Annotated in this window: 19 protein-coding genes; 5 read left to right on the forward strand and 14 right to left on the reverse strand. The window is 49.0% G+C overall.

The features are described from left to right. Positions 1–14 precede the first annotated feature (14 nt). The 9 genes from FN001_RS00400 to FN001_RS00440 form a co-directional block, all read right to left on the reverse strand. Entirely contained in the window at positions 15–944 is a 930-nt protein-coding gene (locus FN001_RS00400; protein WP_118296927.1) for an alpha/beta fold hydrolase, read from the reverse strand. A gap of 321 nt (positions 945–1,265) precedes the next feature. Further along, the gene (gene argF, locus FN001_RS00405) at positions 1,266–2,177 is read right to left on the reverse strand and encodes an ornithine carbamoyltransferase (RefSeq protein WP_118515049.1); all 912 of its coding nucleotides are present in this window, start codon (positions 2,175–2,177) and stop codon (positions 1,266–1,268) included. A gap of 3 nt (positions 2,178–2,180) precedes the next feature. Further along, positions 2,181–3,359 carry an aspartate aminotransferase family protein gene (locus FN001_RS00410; protein WP_142410465.1) on the reverse strand — a complete coding sequence of 393 codons (1,179 nt, stop codon included), beginning with the start codon at positions 3,357–3,359 and terminating at the stop codon, positions 2,181–2,183. A gap of 12 nt (positions 3,360–3,371) precedes the next feature. Beyond that, positions 3,372–4,241 (reverse strand): acetylglutamate kinase, encoded by an 870-nt coding sequence (gene argB / locus FN001_RS00415; RefSeq protein WP_118515053.1) that lies wholly within the window; start codon positions 4,239–4,241, stop codon positions 3,372–3,374. A 91-nt stretch (positions 4,242–4,332) separates the two neighbouring features. Beyond that, positions 4,333–5,271: an N-acetyl-gamma-glutamyl-phosphate reductase gene (gene argC / locus FN001_RS00420; RefSeq protein ID WP_185911797.1), complete on the reverse strand. Its 939-nt coding sequence runs from the start codon at positions 5,269–5,271 to the stop codon at positions 4,333–4,335. 61 nt (positions 5,272–5,332) lie between these two features. Then, positions 5,333–5,563 carry a hypothetical protein gene (locus tag FN001_RS00425; RefSeq protein WP_142410467.1) on the reverse strand — a complete coding sequence of 77 codons (231 nt, stop codon included), beginning with the start codon at positions 5,561–5,563 and terminating at the stop codon, positions 5,333–5,335. 23 nt (positions 5,564–5,586) lie between these two features. Continuing rightward, positions 5,587–6,216 carry an RNA polymerase sporulation sigma factor SigK gene (gene sigK / locus FN001_RS00430; RefSeq protein ID WP_118651580.1) on the reverse strand — a complete coding sequence of 210 codons (630 nt, stop codon included), beginning with the start codon at positions 6,214–6,216 and terminating at the stop codon, positions 5,587–5,589. A gap of 182 nt (positions 6,217–6,398) precedes the next feature. Further along, entirely contained in the window at positions 6,399–7,352 is a 954-nt protein-coding gene (cas6, locus tag FN001_RS00435; RefSeq protein WP_142410468.1) for a CRISPR system precrRNA processing endoribonuclease RAMP protein Cas6, read from the reverse strand. Between the two features lie 69 nt (positions 7,353–7,421). Next, positions 7,422–7,778, reverse strand: a complete 357-nt coding sequence (locus FN001_RS00440; protein ID WP_142410469.1) for a CRISPR-associated protein — start codon at positions 7,776–7,778, stop codon at positions 7,422–7,424. 318 nt (positions 7,779–8,096) lie between these two features. On the opposite strand from FN001_RS00440, the gene FN001_RS00445 reads away from it, so the two are divergent. Together FN001_RS00445 and FN001_RS00450 are read left to right on the forward strand one after the other, a co-directional pair. Beyond that, positions 8,097–8,624, forward strand: a complete 528-nt coding sequence (locus FN001_RS00445) for a DUF8052 family protein (RefSeq protein WP_142410470.1) — start codon at positions 8,097–8,099, stop codon at positions 8,622–8,624. Positions 8,625–8,834: 210 nt separating this feature from the next. Further along, entirely contained in the window at positions 8,835–10,562 is a 1,728-nt protein-coding gene (locus FN001_RS00450) for a carbon starvation CstA family protein (protein ID WP_142410471.1), read from the forward strand. Positions 10,563–10,810: 248 nt separating this feature from the next. Here the strand turns inward: FN001_RS00450 and FN001_RS00455 are convergent, their stop codons facing one another. The 5 genes from FN001_RS00455 to FN001_RS00470 all read right to left on the reverse strand — a co-directional run bounded on the left by FN001_RS00455 (position 10,811) and on the right by FN001_RS00470 (position 16,325). Further along, on the reverse strand, positions 10,811–12,121 hold the full coding sequence (locus tag FN001_RS00455; protein ID WP_142410472.1) for an ABC transporter permease: 1,311 nt from the start codon (positions 12,119–12,121) through the stop codon (positions 10,811–10,813). Continuing rightward, positions 12,108–13,487, reverse strand: coding sequence for a COG1361 S-layer family protein (locus tag FN001_RS00460; RefSeq protein ID WP_243121905.1), 1,380 nt, complete (start codon positions 13,485–13,487; stop codon positions 12,108–12,110). Before FN001_RS00460 ends, FN001_RS00455 begins: the two co-directional genes overlap by 14 nt. A 141-nt stretch (positions 13,488–13,628) precedes the next feature. Then, entirely contained in the window at positions 13,629–14,024 is a 396-nt protein-coding gene (locus FN001_RS18290) for a hypothetical protein (RefSeq protein WP_243121906.1), read from the reverse strand. Positions 14,025–14,111: 87 nt separating this feature from the next. After that, positions 14,112–14,960 (reverse strand): ABC transporter ATP-binding protein, encoded by an 849-nt coding sequence (locus FN001_RS00465; protein WP_142410473.1) that lies wholly within the window; start codon positions 14,958–14,960, stop codon positions 14,112–14,114. Between the two features lie 450 nt (positions 14,961–15,410). Next, positions 15,411–16,325 carry a hypothetical protein gene (locus FN001_RS00470; protein ID WP_142410474.1) on the reverse strand — a complete coding sequence of 305 codons (915 nt, stop codon included), beginning with the start codon at positions 16,323–16,325 and terminating at the stop codon, positions 15,411–15,413. Positions 16,326–16,679: 354 nt separating this feature from the next. Here FN001_RS00470 and pyrB point away from each other — a divergent pair, with 354 nt between their 5' ends. The 3 genes from pyrB to FN001_RS00485 all read left to right on the forward strand — a co-directional run bounded on the left by pyrB (position 16,680) and on the right by FN001_RS00485 (position 19,613). Next, complete coding sequence (gene pyrB, locus FN001_RS00475; RefSeq protein ID WP_118296946.1) at positions 16,680–17,603, forward strand: aspartate carbamoyltransferase; 924 nt, start codon at positions 16,680–16,682, stop codon at positions 17,601–17,603. Next, on the forward strand, positions 17,597–18,019 hold the full coding sequence (locus FN001_RS00480) for an aspartate carbamoyltransferase regulatory subunit (RefSeq protein WP_142410475.1): 423 nt from the start codon (positions 17,597–17,599) through the stop codon (positions 18,017–18,019). Before pyrB ends, FN001_RS00480 begins: the two co-directional genes overlap by 7 nt. A 244-nt stretch (positions 18,020–18,263) precedes the next feature. Then, a complete protein-coding gene (locus tag FN001_RS00485) occupies positions 18,264–19,613 on the forward strand; it encodes an ATP-binding protein (RefSeq protein WP_142410476.1) in 1,350 nt (449 codons plus the stop codon). The last annotated feature ends 14 nt before the right edge of the window (positions 19,614–19,627 follow it).

A 19,627-nucleotide genomic window follows, 5' to 3' on the forward strand; every position in this document is an offset into this window, starting at 1 on the left:
GTCATTGACAGGAATCAGCCCTCATGTTCCCCGATCCACTCCAGGATATCCGCGGATACCTGGTCGCGGTTGAGTTCGTTTAAAAGTTCATGTCTCGCATCCTCATAGAAGCCGATGGAGAGATCCTCCGCTCCTGCCTTGTCGTATCGCTCATAGACGCGGCGCACGCCTTTTGTCTCCTCTCCCACCGGGTCTTTGCTTCCGGACAGGATCAGGATCGGGAGATCTGTCCGCATTTTTCCGGCTTTTTCAAGCTTTGCCGTTTTTAAGATCACCTCAAAGAAGTCACGGTACGCCCCGGCTGTGAAGATAAAATCTGTCAGCGGATCGTCTCCGAAATCCCGGTCTTTCTTTTCATCCCTGGAGAGCCAGTCGTACGGCGTCTTCACAGGTTTAAATTTCCTGTTGTAATTTCCGAGGGACATCTCATAGAGCAGTTTGCTCCGGCAGCGTGTTCCTCTCTGTCTGCAGATCGTGTCCGCCAGCAGATAGCCAAGCCGGACCTCCGCGTCCTTCGGAGCTCCGGTCCCGAGTAAGATCACTCCGTCGATCCCGTCTTTATAGACAGTCAGATATCGTCTCGCGAAAAATGATCCCATGCTGTGTCCCAGAAGGAAGATCGGCACACCTGGATATTTTCTCTGCGCGTGGACCGTCACGCGGCGCATATCGCGGATCACCGAGACGGCTCCGCCATGCTCCCCGAAGTATCCGCGGTCTTCCGCTGCCGCTGCGGTCTTTCCGTGTCCAAGATGATCATTTCCAAGGACATAGATCCCGTGTCCCGCTAAAAATTCCGCAAACTCCCGGTATCTTCCGACATGTTCCATCATTCCGTGGGCAATCTGAACGATCGCTTTCACCTCACCGCTCGGGATCCACTCCATACAGTGAAGATTCGCGATCCCACTGCTGGACGGAATATAAAATTCATGAATTTCCATTTTTCTCCCTCCTCACACCAGATCTTTTTGCCGTCGGCAGGATCCGCAGACGGGATCCGGCCTCCGGTCAGGATCAATGCCTCGCCAGTTTTCATACGTGTTCAGCTTATCTATAAGTATAACACGCATACCGTATTTTCCCCAGGAAACATCTGTTAAAATTTCATAAAGTTTATATAAACCTAAAAAAGAATGTGCCTCGGCACATTCTCGCGCCGAGCGCGGTCGCTCGCGACGATCTTCATCTTCGCGCGAGTGCGCATCATTGGCACGTAGGTACTCCCGCACCCACAGGGAACTTTCTGATTTTTATTTTTCCGCTCAGTCTTTCTTCATCAGCTTGACCATAACTGCCTTCTGTGCATGAAGACGGTTCTCCGCCTCGTTGAAGATCTCGTCGGCATGTTCCTCGAAGACTTCCTCTGTGATCTCCTGTCCGCGGTAAGCCGGGAGGCAGTGCTGGACCATCGCACCTGCATTTGCGGCTGCGAGGAGCTGTTTGTTGACCTGATAATCCTTAAATACTTTCTTTCTCTCCTCTTTCTCCGCTTCCTCACCCATGGAAGTCCATGTGTCCGTGATCACGATATCCGCGCCGGATGCTGCCATGAACGGGTCTGTCTCCAGGGCAAATTTATCTGCGTAGCCCTTTGTGAACTCAAGGACTTCTCCGTCCGGCTTATAACCGTCCGGTGTCGCAACTGCAACATTCATGCCGACCTTTAAGCCGCCGACGATCAGGGAGTTTGCCATGTTGTTGCCATCGCCGATGTAGCACATCTTAAGACCTGTGAAGCTTCCGAATTTCTCACGAATCGTCATAAGGTCTGCAAGTACCTGGCAGGGATGGCAGAAATCAGTCAGACCGTTGATGACCGGGATGGAGCCGAATTTTGCGAGATCCTCGACTTCCTTCTGTTCGAAGGTACGGATCATGATGCCGTCAAGGTAGCGGGATAATACACGGGCTGTATCCTGAACCGGCTCTCCGCGGCCGATCTGCAAATCTTTTGATGAGAGGAACAGGGCATGTCCGCCCAGCTGATACATTCCTGTCTCGAAGGAAACCCTTGTTCTTGTGGAAGACTTCTGGAAGATCATTCCCAGAGTCTGTCCCTCTAAGTGTCTGTGCGGAATGTTGTGCTTTCTCTCATATTTTAACTGGTCCGCGAGATCCAGGATCCCGGTGATCTCCTCCGTACTCAGATCCAGTAATTTTAATAAATGATTCATGATTTAAAATACCTCCTTCATGGCCTCAAGTGCCTTATCGATCTCTTCATATGTAATGACTAACGGCGGGAGCAGACGGATCGCGTCCGTTCCGGCTGTCAGCACGAGAACGCCCTTTTCCATGAGCTTTGAAACGTATCCGGCACGCTTTTCCGGATCTACGATGATGCCGAGCATGAGTCCCATGCCGCGGACATTTTTGACTGCCGGGGAGTGGAATCCCAGGACTTTTTCCTTGATGTAAGCGCCTTTTTCCTGAACTTCTTTTAAGAATTCCGGAGCATTCACCGTGTCGAGAACGACATTTGCGGACGCTGCACTCACCGGGTTGCCTCCGAATGTGGATCCGTGGGTTCCAGGTCCCATCACGTCGGCACACGCTGCAGATGTGAGCACGCCGCCGATCGGAAGTCCGCCGCCGAGTCCTTTCGCCATCGTCACGATGTCCGGGGAAATCCCGTACTGCTCGTATGCAAAAAGACTTCCGCATCTTCCGATGCCGGTCTGGACCTCATCCACTATGAGAAGGATGTCATGTTCCTTACAGAACTTTGCAACCCCCTGGACGAACTCTTTGTCGAGCGGGAGAACACCGCCCTCGCCCTGGATCATCTCCATCATGACCGCGCAGCAGGTCTTGTCCGCTTTTGCGGTTACATCCGCCAGGTCATTTGCCTTCGCATAGTCAAAACCTTCCGTGAACGGGAAGAAATACTGATGGAACTTCTCCTGTCCGGTTGCCTTTAAGGTCGTCACGGTTCTTCCGTGGAAGGACTGGATCAATGTCACGATCTTGTTTCTCCCTGCCCCGTATTTATCGAAGGAATACTTTCTCGCAACCTTGATCGCGCCCTCGTTCGCCTCTGCTCCGGAGTTTGCGAAGAAGATCTTTCCCATGCCGGTTGCCGTCACAAGCTTCTCAGCAGCACTCACCATCGGCTCCGTGTAGTAGAGATTTGACGCATGCATGAGCTTTTCCGCCTGTTTTGTGATCGCACCGACGATCTTCTCATTTCCATGTCCCAGGCTGTTGACGCCGATCCCGGACGTGAGATCCACATACTCTTTTCCGTCTGCATCCCAAAGCGTCGCGCCTTTTCCGTGGTCAAGGACGATGTCAAACCGTCCGTAGGTATGCATGATATATTCTGAATCTTTTTTCTTGATCTCTTCTGCAGTCATTCCTTGTTCCTCCTATGAAAACATGGTTCCAACGCCTTCGTTTGTGAGCAGCTCGATTAAGATCGAGTGCGGCACACGGCCGTCCTGGATGTTCGCACGCTCTACGCCCTGACGGACGCACTCCACGCAGCAGTTGACCTTCGGGATCATGCCGCCCTTGATGACGCCCTCCTTGACCAGGGACGGAACATCCGAAACTTTCAGGCGCTTGATAAGTGTCGTGTCATCGGACGGATCTCTTAACAGTCCGCGCACGTCAGTCAGCATGATCAGCTTTTTCGCCTTCAGCGCGATCGCCAGCTTCTCCGCCGCCGTATCCGCGTTGATATTGTAGTTGCAGGTATCATCGATTCCAGCTGCAACGCAGGTGACAACCGGAATGTAGCCTTTTTCCAGCATGTCGAGAACGATCTGTGGGTTTGTCTTTACGATATCGCCCACATAGCCGTACTCGGTGCCGTCCGGATCATTTAATTTGACTGCCTCAAATAATCCGCCGTCCATGCCGCTTAAGCCGACGCCTTTTCCTCCGGCATTTTTTAAGAGCGTCACAAGGTTCTTATTGAGCTTTCCGCAGAGGACCATCTGGACTGCCTCCATGGTCTCCTGATCGGTGTAGCGGAGTCCCTTGATGAATTTGGACTCTTTTCCTGTCTTCTTTAAGAGTTCTCCGATCTCCGGACCGCCGCCGTGAACCAGAACGACCTTGATGCCGACCAGATTTAAAAGAACGATGTCGCGGATGACCGCCTGTTTTAATTCTTCATTGATCATGGCATTTCCGCCGTATTTGACGACCACGATCTTTCCATAGTAATCCTGAAGGTATGGGAGCGCCTCAACGAGAACGCCAGCTCTTGTTTCCGGTTTCAGATTTTCCATAACGTTTTTCTCCCCTCTTATCATCTATATCACGTTTCTGACTGTTTCGGACTCGCCTGCATCTTTTCTTTCTGCAGACAGCCATTCCTTTTTACAGATTTAATCCTGCCGTCTCCTCAAATCCGAGCATCAGGTTCATGTTCTCGACAGCTGCGCCGGATGCGCCTTTTCCGAGATTGTCAAACAGCGCCGTGATGATCGTCTGATCCTCATGTCCATTGACCACGATTTCCATGCTGTCTTTTCCGGCCATAGTTCCCGCTGCGATCATCGGATCGTCCCAGCCGAACGGATGGACTTTTACAACGTTCTTTCCATCATAATGAGCTGCAAGTGCCTCATGGATATCCTTTGCAGTCGGATTTCCCTTTAACATCGAATTCTGCAGCATCACGGTGACTGCCATTCCTTTATAGTAGTCATCCACGATCGGGCAGAACACCGGCGGAACGTCGAGTCTGCAGATCTTCTGCATCTCCGGCAGATGTTTATGTTTCAGGCTTAAGCCGTAGATCCTCGGGGTATTGTAGAGCGCCGGTTTCTCCGGAGATTCGTATTCCGCGATCATCTTTTTTCCGCCTCCGGAGTAGCCGGTCAGGGAGAATACAGTGAGCGGTGTCTCCTTCGGGATGATCCCCGCCGCAACGAGCGGATAGACCGGGATCACAAATCCCGATGCATGGCAGCCCGGGTTTGCCGTATATTTCGCATGAACGATCGCATCCTTATGTGCGTCGGAAAGTTCCGGAATTCCGTATGCCCAGCCGGAAGCTGTCCGGTGTGCCGTCGATGCATCGATGATCCTTGCGGAATCTTTTTCCACAAAGCTCACCGCCTCTTTTGCCGCCGCATCCGGCAGACAGAGGAACGTGATATCCGCAGCGTTGATGAGTTTCTTTCTCTCATCCGCATCTTTTCTCTTTGCCTCATCGATCAGCAGGAGTTCAATATCGTTTCTCAATGCAAGTCTCTCATAAATCTGGAGTCCGGTGGTTCCTTCTTTTCCGTCAATGTATACCTTTGGCTTCATAATCGTTTCTCCTCTCGGTCATAATTTGCTGGATCCCAGTCAGCTTTCCTTCCGATCCGTGTTAAAAAAGGGACCGGAGCTTTTCTTCTCTGCATGTTTTTGTGGGGGCAGATGCATAAAGCTGAATATTTTTTGAATAATTATGCATAATTATAATCCTATGTGTATATTTATGCAAGGGGTTTTTTATTCTTTTTTGCATTTTTATAATTTCTTTCCAAACAAAAACAGCACAATGATCCTTTTCCAGACCATCATGCTGTTCTCCCGATCCTGTCTTTTGTTTTTCCATGATCCGGACTCATACCGTCCGTTTCACTCTCCGTATCCGAACGCCTCCCGCATGCGGGCAACCGCCTTTTTCTCGATCCTGGATACATAGGATCGGGAAATTCCAAGCTGTCCGGCGATCTCCCGCTGCGTGTGCTCATCTTCCCCGAACAGACCGTAGCGCATCCGGATCACCTTTTTTTCCGTCTCCGTCAGACGGTCCCGGTATGCCTCATAGAGTATCTTCACATCCTGTCCGATGATGACCGTCTCCAGCACTTCCCGGTCTCCGGATTCCAGAACATCAAACAGACTCACCGTCTCCCCGTCTTTATCCGCACCGATCGGGTCATAGATGGAGACTTCCCTGGAGAACTTTTTCCCCGACCGGAACATCATCAGGATCTCATTTTCCACGCATTTGACGGCATAGGTCGCCAGTCTTGATCCTTTTTCCGCATTAAACGTATTGACTGCCTTGATCAGGCCGATGGTTCCAACTGACAGAAGATCGTCCGTCTCATATCCGGACTGCTGGTATTTTTTGACCACATGTGCGACCAGCCGAAGGTTCCGGCTGATCAGCACCTCTCTGGCTTCCAGGTCGCCCTCTTTGCAGCGTCTTAAGTATTCCCGCTCTTCCTGCGCGCTCAGTGGTTTCGGAAATGTCTTCAAAGAAAGCCGCCTTAAGCTTCATTACTTTATTTTATGCGGTGGACGCGCGGCGGGTGCTTTTACATCTTTTCCTTATTTTCTCCGCTTGCGGCCAGCTCATATCCCAGCTTTCTTCCCAGTGTCTGGGCGATGCCCTTCACCTCACAGGCTTTCAGCACTTTCTGCCTGCAAAGGCATAAAGATTATCGTCTCTGTACCACATACCGCCCAAAATCAAAGCTGTTATTTCTTCCTATATGGAACAGTTCTCCTGCCAGAAGTTCTTCCAGTCTCCCCTCCGGAACCTCTTCGAAGATCACATATCCCTGAACTCCGCTTAATTCCATTCCTTTTCTGTGCGTGCTGGAATATCGTCTGACCGAGGTCTCTGCCGATCTCGCGTCGATGATCTGCGGCCACGTCTGCGGTTTTTCCAGTTCTGTCCCGATCTCATCGAAGGCGCTCATCATCTGGATCTTCCGGTGGATCGCGCGCCAGATCGCTTCCGCATCAAAACATTTCAGATCGATCCGGTCCTTCCGCAGTGCCAGGGGGCTCAGGAAATGGACCAGATAATCGCCGTTCTGCGCCGGCTGTTCTCCCGAAAGTTCCCATTTTCTCTTCCGGATATACTCTCCGACCGTGTGTACCCGGAAATGTTCCATATGGATCTCTGTATCATCCAAAAGCAGCTGTTCTTCTTCCGTGTAGACCGCCGCGATCTCAAACTTCGCCTGTTCTTTCCCGAGTCCGCATTGTCCGAGGCGCCAGAACGCATCCAGATACTGGGCGAACAGCGGGATATTGCGCCCAAAAAGCTTCAGGCGGAACACGAACCCGTGCCCCTCGTCCATCACCGTATCCAGATTGTCGCATTCGATCAGATACCCAAGACTCTCCTTTCCCGTCACATACCCGGGTTTCAGCCGCATCGGTGTGTAAAAGGCATTCCAGACCATGCAGTTGTCCTGAAACCGGCACGCTTCACAGTCCCGGTCCGCAATGCAGTTTTTCCGGAGCAGCATCTCCCCAAGGCCTCCGCGCAGCGCGGAAACCTTGTTCTCCGGCACCGCGACTCTCTGATAAAATCTCAGACAAAACGTCAGCGTGATATACGGGATGTCCATCCACGTCATGTTTTCCTCATTTTTTCTCATATCGTTACTCCTAATTTCTGGTCATTTTTCAAAACAGCCAGTCATTTTTGCTGCTTCAGACAGAACCCTTTAGTATTCCCTGAACTGGATAAACTGAAAGACGCTCTTCTTCTCCGTTCCCGTCTTTCCATATATTTCCTCCACCACACGTTCACTGCAGGCAGCAACAACCCGTACCCCGGCTTTCTTCAGTCTTTCGATCACATGATAGCTGAGGCAGAATTCTCCCTGGCACATCACGCATTCCGGCTGCTTTTCAAGGATCATGGCTGCATAGTGTTCCGCCAGATCCTGAACCTCTTTCCTGTCTGCATGGGCGCTCACCGCCGGGAAAGGCAGGTCCTCGATCAGTCCGTACTTTTCTGCTTCCGTCTTCTGTTTTTCGCCCCACATGCTGCTCGGATGATTTGAAAAATTTATAAACATCTCTTTTTCTCCTTCTTTAACCGATATCTCCTGGTTCCGGATCGGAACTCTGTACTTACATTGTAGTATAGGAATTTCACAAATATTTGTCAAATGCATTCCTGATTTCCAAATTACCCGCACACGGTGTCCTATCCATTTTCCCCTCCACTTAATTTATAAAACTAATTTCTTGTTTCTTTCCCTATTTATCTCGTAAAAAACTTGCATAATTATGTATTCAGAGTTATAATAATAAAGCTTTTTATAAATTTTTTATATTTTTCATAAAAGTATAATAATTCATGCACAAAATCAATATTAGAAATGGGAAGCCGAATGCAATACACAAGAGAGTCCGCGATCGAGCGGCTGTTAAAAAACTACGAACCTTTTTACGATATTCATATGATGATCAAGGGCGATCGTTCTCCAATCACAGCCCGCTGTGATTTTTTTGAGCATTCCGGCCAGTATGTCATCTCAAAAAAGGCAGAATTATGGTCCGCGGAAAACGAGGAATTTCTCTATCTCGTCAACATTCCGCATCTGACTTTAGAGACCTTCGAGGAATTAAAATCCGAGATCCATGCTGACGGCATGAAACGGATCCATGTCGGTCCAGGTCATATGGCTTCCTATATTACGGCAGTCTTCGTGTGCGACAGCTGCGATCCGGAGGCAAAAAAAGCCCTGAAAAAATGCCGTATCTACAAAAGTTTTCATTTTTCCCTGCATGGCTGGATGAATTTTCATGCGGCGTTGGTGGAGGTGGCTGACGGGAAGGTCACTTCAAACGCAAGCGGTCACCATGTTGCGAAAATTTTGAAAAAAGTATTATATGATACCAGGGGAAAAAGGTCATAAATCCGATGCAGGCTTGCCTGCAAGAGGTTTTTTGACCTTGGACCCCGCCAAAAACATGAATAAGCAGCCATTTTTCGCAGAAAAATGAGCGGATTATGAATGTTTTTGAGTATTGTGAGAGCACAAAGTGCGGAACAATACGGTATCAAAGGGGTCAAAAACTTTTGACCCCAACATTATTATATTTTAAAAGAAAGGGAGATAGCAACAATGAATTCATTAGTACTTCTCATCGTCTGTGTTGCCATTCTTGGCATCGGCTATGTCTGCTACGGCGGCTGGCTGTGCAAGCAGTGGGGCGTAGGCGAAAGCAAAACTGAGACACCGGCTCACACAATGGCTGACGGTGTCGACTATGTACCGGCAAAAGCTCCGGTTCTGATGGGACATCACTTTTCCTCCATCGCAGGCGCAGGCCCGATCACGGGACCGATCGGCGCAGCCATGTTCGGCTGGCTCCCGGTTACCTTATGGATCCTCGTCGGCGGTATCTTCTTCGGCGGTGTCCATGACTTCGGTGCACTCTTCGCTTCTGTCCGCAGCAAAGGACAGTCCATCGGAGAGATCATCTCTGCAAACATGAGCAAACGTGCAAAACAGCTGTTCATCATCTTCTCTTACCTGACACTGATCTTAGTCGTAGCAGCCTTCGCTTCGATCGTTGCTTCCACATTCGGTGCAGTTTACGATGAAAGCGGCGCTCTTGATATGGCGAAATCTGCGACTCCGGCAACTGTAGCAATGATCTCGATCCTGTTCATCCTGATCGCGATCGTGTTCGGTTTCTGTGTATACCGCCGCAACATGCCGATGGGTATCGCTTCCGTATTCGGCGTTCTTGCGATCGTTCTGATCATGGCGATCGGAATGAACTTTCATCCGATCTACCTCTCCACAAAGGCATGGATGTGGATCGTTGGTCTTTACATCGCCATCGCTTCTGTAACACCGGTATGGATCCTTCTCCAGCCGCGTGACTACTTAAGTTCCTTCCTGCTTTACGCAATGTTAGCAGTTGCAGCATTCGGCGTCATCGTCGCTCATCCGACTTTCGACTCCTCTTTCCCGGCTGTGACAAGCTTTGCAGTTGACAACGGAAACGGCGTTCAGTACATGTTCCCGGTACTGTTTACAACCGTTGCCTGCGGTGCGATCTCCGGTTTCCACTCTCTGGTTTCTTCCGGTACCACATCCAAGCAGCTCGACAAAGAGACTGACGCGAAACCGATCGCTTACGGCGGAATGCTCTTAGAGTGTGTTCTCGCAGTTTTAACGCTCTGTGCCATCGGTTATGCTTACAAGTGGAACGCGGTTCATCCGGACCAGGCGTTAAAGGGCGCGACAGCGATCTTTGGCGGCGGTATCGCTCACATGATCGACGATATCATCCCGGGAAGCTACAGCATTTTAAACTCCTTACTGGTACTTACATATTCCGCATTCTGCCTGACTTCTCTTGATACCGCAACCCGTCTTGCGCGTTTCATGTTCCAGGAGTTCTGGCTTGAGCCGGGCGAAACTGCTGCTGATATCAAAGAGGGCTGGAAAAAGGTTATGGTAAATCCATACTTCGCTACAATCCTCACGGTTGTTCTGGGCATCCTTCTCGGTATGAACGGATACGGAAAGATCTGGGGGCTCTTCGGAGCTGCAAACCAGCTTCTTGCAGGTATCGGCCTCTTAGCCGTTGCCACATGGCTCGGAAACATGGGCAAAAACAACAAGATGTTCCTGATCCCGATGGCATTCATGATCGTCGTTACGATCACATCCCTTGCACTCACAGTTAAGAACCAGATCGGCATGATCGCTGCAGGCGGCGCTGACTGGGGTCCGTGGGCACAGACGATCCTCGGAATCCTTCTGATCTTCCTTGCGATCATCCTTGTTATTGAGGGTGTACAGACACTGTCCAGACAGAAGGCGGCCAAGGCTTAAGTGCCGGGTAAATGATCAGATATTTTAAGAATTGAAAAAGACACGTCATACAGGTTTTAAGTGAAATCTGTATGGCGTGTCTTTTGGTTTACCGGATCTTTTAATCCCGATTTTTCTGTTGTCTGGCAACCGTCCGCCTCTCCATGTGCGGCATAACTGTAGAGTTTTTCTGCTACTCCCCAACCTGCCTGCGGACTGGATGAAATGTCAGATTTTTAAGGTGTCAGCGCACCCAGGACTCATTTACCTTATTCATTTCTGATCGCCGCCAGCGGACTTAATTTCATCGCCCGCAGTGCCGGGAAAAGTCCGGCCAGCATGCCGATGAGGACCGCAAAGACCACAGCGGATCCGGAAAGCCACAGCGGGATCCTTGAGATCGCTCCGGAACCGCCGGTCATGCCGGAGAGACTGGCTCCCAGAAACTTATTGATCGCCGCGGAGACGCTGTAGCTTAAGCCAAGTCCCAGAACGCCTCCCATAAATCCGATAAATCCTGCCTCCATCAAAAACATCGTCCGGATATCTCCAAGCGCACATCCCAAAACCTTCAGCACACCGATCTCCTTCGTTCTCTCATAGATGGACATCATCATCGTGTTCGCGATTCCGATTGCCGCCACAAACAGCGATACAGCACCGATGCCTCCGAGGACCGCCTGGATCATATCCGTCTGCTGCTGGGCCTGTTCGAGCCACTGCATGCTGCTGTAGGCCTCGTAGCCCATATCTGTGATCGCTTTCTGGACCTCCGTCACATGCTCCATATCGTCCACATTCACGTAAATCATATTGTAGACAAAATAATTGTAGGGTTTTCCCTTTTTATTTGTCGGCTGTCCGGGGATCGGGTTCTTCCGGTAGATCTTTTTCAGCTGGGTCTTTAACAGATCGATATCCGTGTAGATCTGGTATCCATACTCAGAAAATCCGTTCTCACCGCCATCCACCAGAGCGCAGGCCGGGAAAAGATACTTTTTCTGGCTGCTTTCATCCCCGTTTCCCATATTCTGGAACATGGTAAAAAACGGCTTGTGTATAAGATCCACTTTGGAAAGATCCTCTCCGTCCCAGCTTCCCTTTCCGGTCTTGCTGTTATAAAAGTTGTCGGAAACCATATTTCCGACGATAAACTCCAGAGTCGCCGCATTCTTGTTCGGAAGTTTTCCCTCCGCCAGCGGAATCTGTTCCAGCTCCTCTCTGGGCATTCCCACAATGTTCGAATATCCCTGATAAACTCCCTGCTTCAGATTCACATCTGTCTCCAGGATCGGGGACACACTCTTCACATGCGGGATCTTCGCAAGCTTCGTCACCGTGGCGTCCACGAGGTAATCGTCCTCGGACTGGTTCCCGTATCCGGAACTGATCTGGATCCTTGTGAGACTTCCGAAGGAAGCATAGGATTCCACGGTATTTTCCTTCAATCCGATTCCCAGAGAGACCATGACTACGATGGAGGCTGTGCCGATGACAACACCCAGAACGGTAAGTCCCGTCCTGAGTTTCCGTCTGCGCAGGTTATTGATGCTCATGATGAGCAGATCAAAGAATCTCATCGTCCATTCCCGCTTTCTTCTTTTTGCGTCTGATGACCACAAGGATCACAGCTGCAAGGATCACTCCAACGATTCCCACCGGGATCGCGAGATGTTTCAGTTTATCCGTCGTGGATGGTTCCGGCTGTACATCGTCACTGTTCCAGGTATCATCAACATTGCTTTCATCCATGCTCTGATCCTCATTTACCATAAGCTGGATCTCTTTCTCGACCGTGGAGACTTTTCCGTTCTCATCCTCATATGTAATGGAGAGTTTAACCTTTCCATCATCCGCGGTCGGCGCGATTCCGTTGATCATCGTATCCACGTTTCCGCTTTTTCCGGGTTCGATATTTCCAACATACGCCTCATTCTTCTGGATAGAGTCTGCCTCAAAGACCGCGTTCACATTATAGAGCATGACTTTTCCGGTGTTGTTGATGGAGAACATCACGTTTGACTCCTCGCCGACGGAAATAGCATCCGGCATGACCTCGATGGTACCGGTATTTAACCGTGCCTCCTGCTTTAATCCAACCGCGATCTTTACGGCTTCCTTCGCGTTCTTGAATTCCGGGCTGTCATACTGCTCATTGATCGTGATCGTGTAGGAACGCTGTTCCGCTGTGGGACTTGAAGAAAATTTTATCGTCAGCGTGTCAGATGCTCCCGGTGCCAGAGAATTGACAACCACGGAGTTTGAACCGTTCACCGTCGTAAATACCGGACTGTCGCTCACTGTTTCCGACTCGAAGGTAAACAGGATGTTGCTGGCCGCGATACTGTTGGAAGCGTTTTTCATGCGCACCTTCAGCGTAAAATCCTGTCCGGCATAGATCTCCGCAGGATCCGTCTCAAAGCTGTCGACGATGATACGCGCCTTTGTTCTTTCGTTCTCGCCTGCTTCAGAATCCAGAGAATCATCCTCGTCTTTTCCATAGACCCGCACATAAAAGGTATCCTCAACAGGAGCAGCAAAGTTTCCATTCTCATTTTCCCGGTAACGGATCTTAAACTTGATCGGGTAATAGCCGGATTTCGCCTTTTCCCGCACTGCCATGCTGAACGGAACCGCCACCGTCTGATCCGGGTTCATATTTCCCAGCTGCCGGTCATAATTTCCGTCATTGATCTCAAACGGAAACTTCGCGATATCCTCAGAGAGCTCCATATCGACACGCACATCGTAGGCGGTCTTATAACCGGTATTTCTCACATTTACATCGAAATTCATGACCTCGGAATAGTTTGCGGACGGGGTGGACTGATTCTCGCCGAGGGCGAATGCTACCGGCTCGGAGTTGTCCTCATTTGTCTCACTGGTTCCTGTTGTCTTCTTTGTCTCGATCCATGCCATTATGGTCTTTGCGTACTCGGATGACATTCCGTCCTCGCCCTGAGCGCGCTTCGAGATATAGATCAGGATCGGATAGTATCCCTCTTCCAGACCTTTTTTTACATTGACATTCAGGTTGACGGTCTTTTTCGCTTTTTTGTTTACATGACCAACCTTATAATGGCGGTTTTAAGAATCCGTCACCTCCAAGGGGTAGATCGTCTTCATGGACTGGGCGATGCTGCTCTCCTCGCTGTCACGGTCCTCCGTCTTTGTGATCTCATCGGAATAATGGTTCCGGAAATCATCCTCTGAGGCGATCCAGATCTCTGTCTCGACCCAGTCTTTGTCCTCCATGTTCATGAGTGTCACAGAGACGGTTCCGTTTTTTCCGATATATAAGGTCGGCGTCTTTCCGATCACAAGGCGGACGGTATCATTGTCGTCATCCATCCTGTATACCTGTGGGATCGTCTCCGCCGCTTCTGTTGTCTCCTTCGCCGCGAATGCAGTTGCCGGGACTGCGCCCATCAGCATACACGCAGCAAGGAATGTTGCCATCCAGCGTAATCCTTTTATTTTCATACTGTTCCTCTCCTCCTGGCTGTTCTATTTTAGTTATTTGTGCCAGCTTTCCATATTTTTGCGTTTATTCCAAAATTTTGTCGATTGTTATTCTGACTTTCCCTCTATCCGGTGTTCTTCTGCTTCCACAACTGTCTCTATTTGCTCTTCTGCTGCCGGATTCTTAAATTTTCCCTCCGCCTGCGCCTCTGCCGCCGCCTGCATGGACTCTTCTAACTGCACCAGGTCCACCTCATGGTGATTCTCCTCGATGCTCACGATCTTTCCGTCGATGATTTTAAAGATCCGGTCCGCGTAGGTCGCCAGATTATTGTCGTGGGTAACCATCACAAGCGTCTGTTTCTGTTCTCTTACGACCTTCTGCATGAGTTTTAATACTTCCATCGTTGTCTTCGAATCCAGGTTTCCCGTGGGCTCGTCCGCGAAGATGATCTGCGGGTTCATCGCCAGGGCTCTCGCGATTCCGACTCGCTGCTGCTGTCCGCCGGACATCTGGTTCGGCATGTGGGTCATAAATTTTTCAAGTCCCACAAGCTTTAAATACTGTTTCGCCCGCTTGATCCTCGCTGCCCTCGGCATTCCCCGAAACGATAACGGCAAAGCCACATTTTCCACCGCATCCATCGTCCCGATCAGGTTGTAGGACTGAAAGATAAATCCGACCCGCTCCCTGCGGAATGTTACAAGCTGTTTCTCATTCAGCTTTTCGATATGTTTTCCGGCGATCACGATCTCGCCCTTTGTCGGATGTTCCAGTCCCGCCAGCATATTTAAAAGTGTCGATTTTCCGGATCCGGACGGTCCTGTGATCGCGCAGAACTCGCCTTTGTGGATCTCAAAGCTGACCCCGTTCAGCGCATACACTTTTTCTTCGCCCATGCGGTATACCTTGTACAGATCCTTTACCCGGATCACCGCTTCGTCGCTCTGCTGCATCCGTCCGCCTCCTTTTTCTACAATTTTTACACAGCATTCTTTTCCGCCGCGCCTGTCATTCCTGACGTTTCATCTTGACGTCAAAGTTCTTTTTGTACCTCAAGTATACTGTCTGCATCATGTTCTGACTATATAAAATTACTTAATTATTCTTACAATTTCTTACCATATTTCAGATTGGCGAAATCCATGATGATTCCTGTCTGTTTTAAGATCATCTGTTCAGAAAGTTTCTTCCTGTGAAAAGCAATTCTTACAGATCAGAAATATGACCTGTCACATTCGGGCTCTTTGTGCAGTCTCCAGCGAAGACCTTCCTCTTCGTACAAGTGTACATCTCTCATACATTGCATTTTTTGTGCAGCGGGAAATTCCTTTGGAATTTTCTGTCATAGAAAAAGGAACTCTGTCCATTTTTTCAAACTTCCAGAATTCCCTTGTATCCCTGCACTATTCTGATTTCTCCACAGCCGGATCCTCTGTCATCGGGGACTCCGTGTTTTCCTCATCTGGCTCCGCGCTTTGCAGATTCTCCTGCTCATCCTCTTTCCCGCCGGAACGTCTTCTCCGGAACTCCTTCAGATACTCCTCCAGCGACACATACTGTCCATTATTCACCCGGTAGGACGGATTCCACATCCTCACAACGCGGACAGCCGCCTCATCTTTCTTTGCCTCTTTTATCGGACGGTATTCCCGGTCCGCAAAAAAGACATCTCCCTGGATCAGATCTTTCCATTTCATGTAGATCTCCCGGTTCTTTTTCTGTTTCTTATTCTGGAACACTTCCATCACGATCAAGCGGAAGAGGTCCTCTCCGCAGCAGACCACGGTCTTCGGGTTTAAAAGCCGGATCTGCTTCTTGATAAACTCCATATAGTACTGACCATAATCCAGGCTGACCTCATCGGCCGCGCCCTTTCCGCCGCGCTTATTGAGATAGAGGACCGCCGCCTTCTCGCGGAGCTTTTTCCCGGTAAGTCTGCACTCTTCCCCCGGATGACGTTCCTCCCAGAGGACCTTCTGCATGCCAGTGAGATACTCCAGATATTCCACCCGGCCAGACGGACTCTTCCCGGAGAGAAAGTCGCCCCGGATATCCGAGACCACCGGCATCGTCTCGCCTTTCTGGATCATTTTCCGCATGTTCGTCTCTTTTAATATATAAAGGGTCCCGTCATAGTGCACCGGGTCCACGATTCCGTCAATATGAAAATTTCTCTGATCCATTTCCGGATAACAGGTCTTTCCGTCCGGATCTTCCTCCATCTGCTGCATCAGCTCCCACAGCACATAAAGTTCCTCCAGGGAGCGGCATTTTGCGACCTGACCTTCCAGGATGATCTGCTCCATCGTCTTTTTCATGGTTCCTCCAACGATCCGTTCTGCCCGGTGCGCCTTCGCTCCGGCTTCCTTTTTCCCGGAAACACAGGCCTTCCAGAGGCATCCGATTATTTTTCTTTTGTGCATTGCACCCACTGATCTTCATTTTATCATAATTTTCTTCAAAAAAATAGTGGAAATTCCACTCCGGATTCGCTATAATAATAAAAATGTTATCGTTCCTGCACTGCATGAACGATAACAGATTTTGCCGATGCTTCGCATTCCGAATCGGCAAAATCCACTCCCCCTACTATAACTGTACGGAATTTTCAGTTCAGAAAATTCCTACCCAGCATGGTAACGCAAAACACTTGGAAGGAGATTACAAACATCATGAGACACATGTTAAATCCTCTTGACTTTTCTCTTGAGGAGACGGACAATCTCTTAGAGCTTGCCGCCGACATTGAGAAAGACCGTTCCCGATACGCACACGTGTGTGACGGAAAGAAATTAGCAACCCTTTTCTATGAGCCAAGCACAAGAACCCGTTTAAGTTTTGAAGCGGCCATGTTAAACCTCGGAGGTTCCGTTCTCGGTTTTGCTTCCGCCGATTCCAGTTCCGCGACCAAGGGTGAAAGTGTTTCCGATACAATTCGTGTTATTTCCTGTTACGCAGATATCTGCGCAATGAGACATCCAAAAGAAGGCGCAGCCTATGTTGCCTCCACCAAATCTTCGATTCCTGTTATCAATGCCGGAGACGGCGGTCATCAGCATCCCACACAGACTTTAACTGATTTATATACGATCCGTTCCTTAAAGGGCAGACTTTCCAATATGACGGTCGGACTCTGCGGAGATTTAAAATTTGGCCGCACGGTCCACTCTCTGATCAATGCACTCTCCCGCTATGAGGGGATCCGCTTTATCCTGATCTCCCCGCCGGAGTTAAAGGTACCAGATTATATCAAGGAGAGTGTCCTTGATGCCAAAAATATCGAGTACCGTGAGACAACCAGTCTTGATGACGCAATGGAAGAACTGGATATCCTCTACATGACAAGAGTCCAGAAGGAACGTTTCTTCAACGAGGAAGACTACATCCGCATGAAGGACTGCTACATTCTCGACAAAGAAAAGATGAAACTCGCAAAACCGGATATGTACGTTCTGCACCCGCTCCCGCGTGTCAATGAGATTTCCGTCGAAGTCGATGATGATCCGCGTGCCGCATACTTTAAACAGGTCCAGAACGGCGTATATGTCCGTATGGCTCTCATTATGACATTACTGGAGGTAGAAAAACCATGTTAAATATCAGCGGAATCCGGGAAGGTGTTGTCCTTGACCATATCCAAGCAGGAAAAAGTATGGATATCTACCGCTACCTGCGTTTAGGCGAGCTGGACTGCACCGTCGCAATCATCAAGAACGCGAAGAGCAACAAGATGGGCCGGAAAGACATCATCAAGATCGAGGGACCGCTCGACGCCATCGACCTCGATGTTCTCGGCTACATCGACCACAACATCACCGTCAACATCATCCGCGATGACAAGATCGCCGAAAAGCGCAGCCTTCATCTCCCGAAGATCTTAAAGAACGTGATCCACTGCAAGAACCCGCGCTGCATCACCTCGATCGAGCAGGAGCTTCCGCATATCTTCTATCTCGATGATAAAGATCATGAGGTGTATCGGTGCAGATATTGCGATGAAAAGCATGGCTGATCGGTGGGATCTGGCTGACTGTTGTTGATCAGACGATCTGGCTTAATTTTAGAGACCGCAGCAATCCAGGTATCGATTGCTGCGGTCTTTCTTGTTGTCTGCTTTTCTTGACAAATACACGTATACCCATCATATAATTTATTTTTGTGTTATATTTAAAATTATTCGCTGTTTTTTTGTGATATTATAATTGATATTCGCTGTTTTTTTGTGTATACTCATAATAAAGAACGGAGGTGCACACATGTATTTAAAACGAAAGGTAGACAATTTTCTCTGTGAATGGAAATCCGACCCGCACAGAAAACCACTGATCATCAAAGGAAGCCGCCAGGTTGGCAAAACAGAATCCATCAAACATTTTGCGGCCGAAAACTATGAAAGTATTATAGAGATCAATTTTGTAAGAGACGAGAAGTATAAGGGGATCATTTCTGACGGTTACGAGGCAGCTGATATCATAAAAAATATTTCCCTGATCGATCCGTCAAAGAAATTCATTCCGCAAAAAACATTGATCTTTTTTGATGAAATTACTGAATTTCCTGAAATTGCTACCTCTCTGAAATTTTTTTGCATTGACGGGCGGTTTGACGTCATTTGCAGCGGTTCCATGCTCGGTGTAAACTATCGCAAAATCGAGAGCAACAGTGTTGGATATAAGAAAGATTATGAAATGTTCTCTCTTGACTTCGAAGAATTTTTATGGGCAAAAGGCTATGATGATGCAACTGTCCAGAGTATGCTTTCTCATATGAGGGAACTGCGCCCGTTTAATGAGCTGGAAATGAAAGTGTACCATTCCCTGTTTCTTGATTTCTGTGTTTTGGGCGGTATGCCTGCCGTAGTGGCGGAATATATCCAGAGAAACACTTTCGAAAACTCTCTCGACACGCAAAGACAGCTGATCGCCGACTATAAAGAAGATATCCGTAAATACGCGCAGGGGATCGATCAGACGAGAATCTTAAATGTTTTCAACCGGATTGCTCCACAGCTCGCAAAAGAAAACAAGAAATTCCAGATTTCAAAAGTGGCGTCCGGTGCGCGGTTCCGTGATTACCGCGGGTGTGCAGAATGGCTTGTCGATGCCGGTATGGTAAATATCTGCTATTGTCTGGAGTTTCCGGAACTTCCTCTGGGCGGCAATTATGATCCGGATATTTTTAAATTATACTTTGCCGACACCGGTCTTCTTGTGTCCATGCTGGATGATGAATCCCAGGAAGATCTGCGCGCCAACAAGAATCTCGGAGTCTACAAAGGTGCCTTATATGAAAATATTGTCGGGGAAGCTTTAGTCAAACAGCATTATAAGCTTTATTATTATAAAAAAGAAACATCTACACTTGAAGCAGATTTCTTTATCCGCTCCATGACTTCCCTGATTCCACTGGAAGTGAAAGCTGCCAGCGGAAGAGCAAAATCCATGAACACCCTGATTAATTCGGAGCGCTATCCGGATATCCGCTATGGCTTTAAATTTTCATCCCAGAATATTGGTCACGAAAACTGTACTTACACCTTCCCGTATTTCTGCACCTATCTCCTGAAACGATTCATGGCAGATTTTCATCCGGAAGAAGAACTCTGACAAAATTAGATCGA

This window comes from Clostridium sp. Marseille-P7770 (genome assembly GCF_902143525.1).
Classification (GTDB): Bacteria; Bacillota; Clostridia; order Lachnospirales; family Lachnospiraceae; genus Pilosibacter.